The 209-nt window shown below is 49.8% G+C and carries 1 protein-coding gene; it reads left to right on the top strand.

Annotated elements, in window-relative coordinates; translation table 11 throughout:
• Nucleotides 1–209, top strand: a 209-nt coding sequence (locus tag JWJ90_RS24120; protein WP_205229544.1) for a transposase, incomplete at both ends; no start/stop codon positions are given.

The raw sequence follows: 209 nt of genomic DNA, 5'->3' as shown, positions 1-209 counted from the left end.
GCTGCCTTGGCTTTACCTCAAAGGGATATCTACCGGTGATTTTCAGGAAGCTCTTCAGGCTCTTCTTGGCAAGGATGCCTCCGGGCTTTCGTCCACTACGATCAGCCGTTGCAAGCGTCTTTGGGAAACAGAGCATGAGCAGTGGAGTCAACGCAGATTTGAGAACAAGCGCTATGTGTATATCTGGGCCGATGGCGTGTATTTTAATA

The sequence above is a fragment of the Desulfobulbus rhabdoformis genome, assembly GCF_016919065.1.
Classification (GTDB): Bacteria; Desulfobacterota; Desulfobulbia; order Desulfobulbales; family Desulfobulbaceae; genus Desulfobulbus; species Desulfobulbus rhabdoformis.
The sequence above is the reverse complement of the archived record's forward strand: the minus strand, read 5'-3'. Positions and strand labels throughout refer to the sequence as shown.